At 47.8% G+C, this 6,064-nt stretch carries 2 pseudogenes; both read right to left on the reverse strand.

The annotated features are described in order from the left end of the window. Window positions 1–3,025: pseudogene (locus tag ACRBG0_RS09040) on the reverse strand (hypothetical protein); the annotation flags it as partial. 113 nt (window positions 3,026–3,138) lie between these two features. Further along, window positions 3,139–6,064 (reverse strand): annotated as a pseudogene (locus ACRBG0_RS09045) (hypothetical protein); the annotation flags it as partial.

The following is a 6,064-nucleotide window of genomic DNA, read 5'->3' on the forward strand; positions in this document are numbered from 1 at the left end:
CATCAGTGGTAGTGATAATCGTTGGTACATCAGGATCAGTACAGTCAGCGTCAGCATCTTCTGGGAAGTCGATAACAAAATCGTGTACTTCCGTGATCGTGATCAGCTGGCTACAGCTGTTCGTTGAACGGAATACTTCGTTGATATCAATAGCGCCGTTGCCGTTAGCATCGCCTTCTGGGCGTAGCTGCCAAGCTTCGAAACGACGAGTGATTGATCCCCAACCACAATCGTTAACCTGGATGTTTGGTGTACGCTCTACGATAGTGTCAACAGCACAGTTGTCTGTTCCTGTTGCTCCGCCGAAGATAGAGCTCATCATGATAGAAGTAGCTGCGAAGTCTTCGTCGTAAGCAGTCTGGATATCTCCAGGGAAAGCCAATGGCAAATCAGAACAGGTCAACGTTACTGGTGCTGGTGCATAACAGTAAGGGTTCAGTTTATCTTCAGGGGTAATCACCATCCAGCAGATGTTCTGGTTACCTGACTGATCAGTTACACGTAGTTCAATCGTGATTTCGTTGTCGATATCACAACAGTAGAAGTCTACATGAGGGCCCCATGCGCTCCAACGGTTAGCACTTGCATCACAAGTGTTGTTACGCCAGTAGTTACGACGTACTTCCAACGTTACTGGTCCACAGTTGTCGTTAGATCCTTCGTTTACATCCGTAGCAAAAATGCGAGCGATACCTTCGATGCCGTTGGCTACATCGCCACCGCCGATAGATACGTTCAACTCATCATCACATGATGCACTTGGCTCGATCTCGTCTGTTACGTTTACTGGGTATTCAACACAAGTTTCGTTACCACAGTCATCTTCTGCACATACAATCAGGATGTGCTGACCAATTGGTGCCTGTACTACTGCGCCTGTACACAAGTCACCGCCGGCGAAGAAAGAAACGCCGTTGGCAAGTACCGTGTAAGTCGTTGCAGATACACTTGAACAGCCGTTACCGTCGGTAAGGGTAGGACAAGGAATCGCGATATTCGCCAAACAGCTGAATGGTGACGTAGATACGTTGATGACCGCAGGAATACCACTGATAACTGGACCTGTAGCATCAAATACTTTGATCAACTGGTTCAAGGTACCTGAACCGCCTGGGTTACACCAATCGATGATGTTCCACTCACGACGCAGCTTGTAAGTACCTTCACAAACAGTGATACGTGGCTCATCAGAGTAAGATGCTCCGATGTTACAGTATACCTGGTCAAGGTCGTAGAAACCAAAGGCAGTACGCAACCATGGGTAGCCAGAGGCTGATGGGTGAGGATTACCGTTCGCATCAAGTGCAAAGTTCTCGTCACACTCCAAAGGAGCTACAAATGGTGGGAATACGATATCGCCAATCGTTGGCTTGCGGAAGGTGATGATCTGATCACACGATACTACTCGTGGGGCGCCGATACACGCACCGTCGTAACGATCCGCTACCGTGAACGTACGCGTGATGCGCTCGTCTCCACAGTCACCGTCAGATGCAACAACATCAGACAAGGTTACCAATACAGGGCCACAGTTGTCGCCTACTACTGGGAAACCAGTCAATTCAACTTTTGCAATGAAAGCGTTCAATGCAGCAGTGCTTCCTCCGAAGAAGGCATCACGCGTTGCATTGAAATCAAGCGTACCAGCTGCATTAGCAATCCAAGACTGAGGCGTCTGGAAGCGGATGAAGTTGATGTCTTCACATACCAAATCACGGGTATCTTCAATCGCTACAGAGGTAAACCCTGTACCTGATACACCGGTATTGTTATCAGAATAGATGCTAACCGTCCAATCACCAAACTGAGTCGTCAACCAGTTGGTCAAGACCAACGTGTAGCTCGTGTTTGGCTGTAATGGAAGGCTCAAACGTAGTGCTGGATCGAAAATGTTACCTCCAGGTACGAAAGCATCATCAGAAGAACCTACTAGGTTCTCACATGGGGACGCAGGATCGAAACCGCCCTGGAATAGGAACATGCTTCCATCACCCCAATCGGAATCCATCAAAATCGTGTATACGTCAACAGGAATAGCAAAATCAGGCGTAGTGAAAGTCACCACGTCGTAATTGTGCACACCGTCTGCCAAGAAACCTTGGTTCAAACAGCTGTAGTTGTTGAAGTTCAAGGATGCATCAGCAGCACTCAATGTACCACTTACTTGGTCCGCTTCGTAGTCCATCGTTACACTGCTCGTGTTTACCGGGCAAGTAACTACTGGGTCCGTCTTGTCTTCTGCGAAGACATCGCCCCAACAAGTATAAATTTCCTCACCATTAGTATTAAAGAGGGAAATCATGTAGGTATGTGTACCACAACCTGCTAATACATCGGTATCCTGACCATCAATATTGATATCATAGTCTGCTGCGCAGAGATAATCGCCCGTTAAGATCATCGCAGGGGTGATACGTGCCTGGCAATCACTATTCAGTGTGACATTAAGGTTCGCAATACAACCAATGGTAATAGGATCATCACAACCACAGGCTACTCCCAGGTTGTCATAGTTACCGATATAGCGTTCAGCAGGCGTTCCTCCCTGCGGGCCACCAAAAATAGTGTTGAAATAATCACTATTCATCATTCCAGGGGCATTGGAATCAGGATCTGATCCATTTACAAACAAACGGAAACCTGGAACACATTCTTCCCCTGGGAGTTCGAAGTAAAAGATCAGTGTTTCTTGTCCCGCCGTTAAGACAGTAGAGGCTCCTAAAGAACCTACCCCGTGAAAATCACTTCCTGGATCGGCAGCGGGAGCGTATACCTGAGAATTGTCGATCCAGGCACCAGCTGCGACGCTGGTAACGACAAAAGGCACGTCAGCCACACTGGCCGGAGCGACAATAGAAATTTGTGATGGCCCCCAAAAGAAATTGGCGACATCAGCCGTTGGTCGTACATACACTTCATAACGCTCATTACCTAGGTCATAGCGCAAGGTAAATTCCAGGTCTTGTGCCTGTAGCGCAGAAATGCCGAGAACAAACAGTAAAAACAACTGTAAGAACTTTTTCATTTCAATGAGATTAAATTTAAAAATTAGCAAATGTTCATTGTTTGTAATGGGAGATGGGATTCCCTATTAAAGGGAATCCCACTTGCTCCACATAACCTTAAAATTGCAATCTGTTAAGGCAGTTGCTCAATTAAGAAATCATAGTTATACAAACCACCCGTATTGAGAGTGGAGTAATTGAAGAGTACATTGATAAAGATGTAACTCGGGTCGTTCTGAGTACCCTGGTATTTCGTCTTACCGTCCATATTAACATCAGACAATTCGTAACCCAGAGAATTATTGTAATTATAAGTGAAACCAGGATTATTGCCTGGATCGGTAATCACACGAACCAATATTGGTCCGTTATCCGTAGCTGGACCCTGGTATTTCACCTTCGTATCGGCATTGGTATTGCCAGCCCATAGCGCCTGAACACCATTGATCGATACCTGTTCAAAACCATCATAGTTAGTAACTCCTGGGATATCGTAGAGATCCGCAGCATTTGCTATCGTGAAATCAACGATTGTTCCAGTTACCGTAAAGGATACGGTAGCAGCAGTCATTACTCCTAGGTGGTTACGGTGCTTGACCGCTACATAGTAGCTACTTCCTACAACACCACTAAACGTTAATGGAGAAGTGCCATCAGCAGCGTCCACTACATCTCCATCTCTTTGGAGCAGTGCAGAACGTGTCTCTACCACTACAGTAGGATCGGTAGGGTCCCGTAATTCTACGAATACCCAGTCAACAATAGCATTCGCAGTACCTGTATTGGCTGCTAAAATTCCAGCAGTAGTCGTCTCACCACCACCTGCGCCAGCATGAACAAAGCGTCCAGCTAAAGCAGTATAAGGTTCAGCCATTGGCAGATAGCCACCAGTGCGTAAATCATCACGCATCAGGGAAGAGCCAGTGTCAAATAAAGCACCTTGCAAAGCAACGCGCAATTGAAGTTCAGCAAGACAAGCAGGAGCACTTGGATTAGGGTCACATGGGTTCAGGGGATCACTATTATCACCAGGGGTGTTAGGATCGCCATCAAGGCCATTTACTTCATCGGCATTAGTAACTCCGTCGTTATCACAGTCACCCGTATCTGTAGCTACTACTGTAGCATCCAAATAGTTCAAAGAACAAGGATCATTAGGATCGGTATTATCGCCAGGTGTAGATGGATCGCCATCCGTACCGTTGATCTCGTCAGCGTTGGTTACGCCATCGCCGTCACAATCGCCTGCACTGGTAGCTACCACCGTAACATCAGCCACGTTCAATGAACAAGCATCGTTAGGATCGGTATTGTCACCAGGCGTAGAGAAGTCACCATCAGTACCGTTGATCTCGTCAGCGTTCGTTACACCGTCACCGTCACAATCGCTCGTGTCGGTCGCATTCTGGCTAACATCTCCTAAATTCAGATCACAAGCATCGCTAGGATCGGTGTTATCACCAGGCGTAGAGAAATCGCCGTCGGTACCGTTGATCTCATCAGCATCAGTTACACCGTCACCATCACAGTCGCCCGTACTGGTTGCATTCTGGCTAACATCTCCTAAATTCAAAGAACAAGGATCGTTAGGGTCGGTGTTATCACCAGGCGTAGAGAAATCGCCGTCGGTACCGTTGATTTCGTCAGCGTTCGTTACACCGTCGCCATCACAATCGCCCATGTCGGTAGCATTCTGGCTAACACTAGCCAGTACCAGACTACAAGGATCATTAGGATCGGTCATGTCAGTCACTTCATCAGAATCTAACACACCGTCGCCATCGCTATCTTGATCCGTAACCGTAATCGTTACCGTTGCCGTAGCACAAACATCAGGAACAGGATCAGTATTACATACCTGATAAACAACCGTTACCATCATACCCGCTTCACCGAAGGTCGGCGTGTAGATCAATTCACCCGTGTCGGCATCAAAGACAACCGTACCCGCTGCTGTGCCGCCAGTCTGCGTGATAGCTGTTGTACCAACATTGGCAGGGTCAAGGTTATCCAGGAAGTCGTCATTACCAAGGATGTCAATGGTGCTTGCCATTCCAGGAGTGGCAGAACCTGGATCATCCGTAGCTGTAACAACAACAGGATCAGGATCGCTACCATTCGGGTTGCCATCATCATCACAGTCCGCCATGTTCCAGGCAGCATCAGGGGTACCCTGATCCGCAGGATTGTAATCACAAGGATCGTTAGGATCAGTATTGTCACCAGGCGTAGAGAAATCGTCGTCAAGACCATTGATCTCATCCGCATCAGTTACACCGTCACCATCACAGTCGCCCGTACTGGTTGCATTCTGGCTAACATCTCCTAAATTCAAATCACAAGGATCGTTAGGGTCGGTGTTATCACCAGGTGTAGAGAAATCGCCGTCGGTACCGTTGATTTCGTCAGCGTTCGTTACACCGTCGCCATCACAATCGCCCATGTCGGTCGCATTCTGGCTAACACTAGCCAGTACCAGGCTACAAGGATCATTAGGATCAGTCATGTCAGTCACTTCATCAGAATCTAACACACCGTCACCGTCACTATCTTGGTCAGTAACCGTAATTGTTACCGTTGCCGTAGCACAAACATCAGGAACAGGATCTGTATTACATACTTGATAAATAATCGTTACCATCATGCCTGCTTCGCCAAAGGTCGGCGTGTAGATCAGTTCACCCGTGTTAGCATCAAAGACAACCGTACCCGCTGCTGTGCCACCAGTCTGCGTGATAGCAGTTGTACCAACATTAGCAGGGTCAAGATTATCCAGGAAGTCATCATTACCAAGGATGTCAATCGTGCTTGCCATTCCAGGAGTGGCTGAACCTGGATCATCTGTAGCTGTAGCTACTGCTGGGTCAGGATCACCGCCGTTCGGGTTACCATCGTCATCACAGTCCGCCATGTTCCAGGCAGCATTCGGCGTACCTTGATCGGCAGGATTGTAATCACAGGGGTCAAGTGGATCGGTATTGTCACCAGGCGTAGAGAAATCGTCGTCAACACCATTGGTCTCATCCTCATCAGTTACACCGTCACCATCACAGTCGCCC

Origin of the sequence: Lewinella sp. (genome assembly GCF_050633125.1) — a bacterium.
GTDB lineage: Bacteria > Bacteroidota > Bacteroidia > Chitinophagales > Saprospiraceae > Lewinella.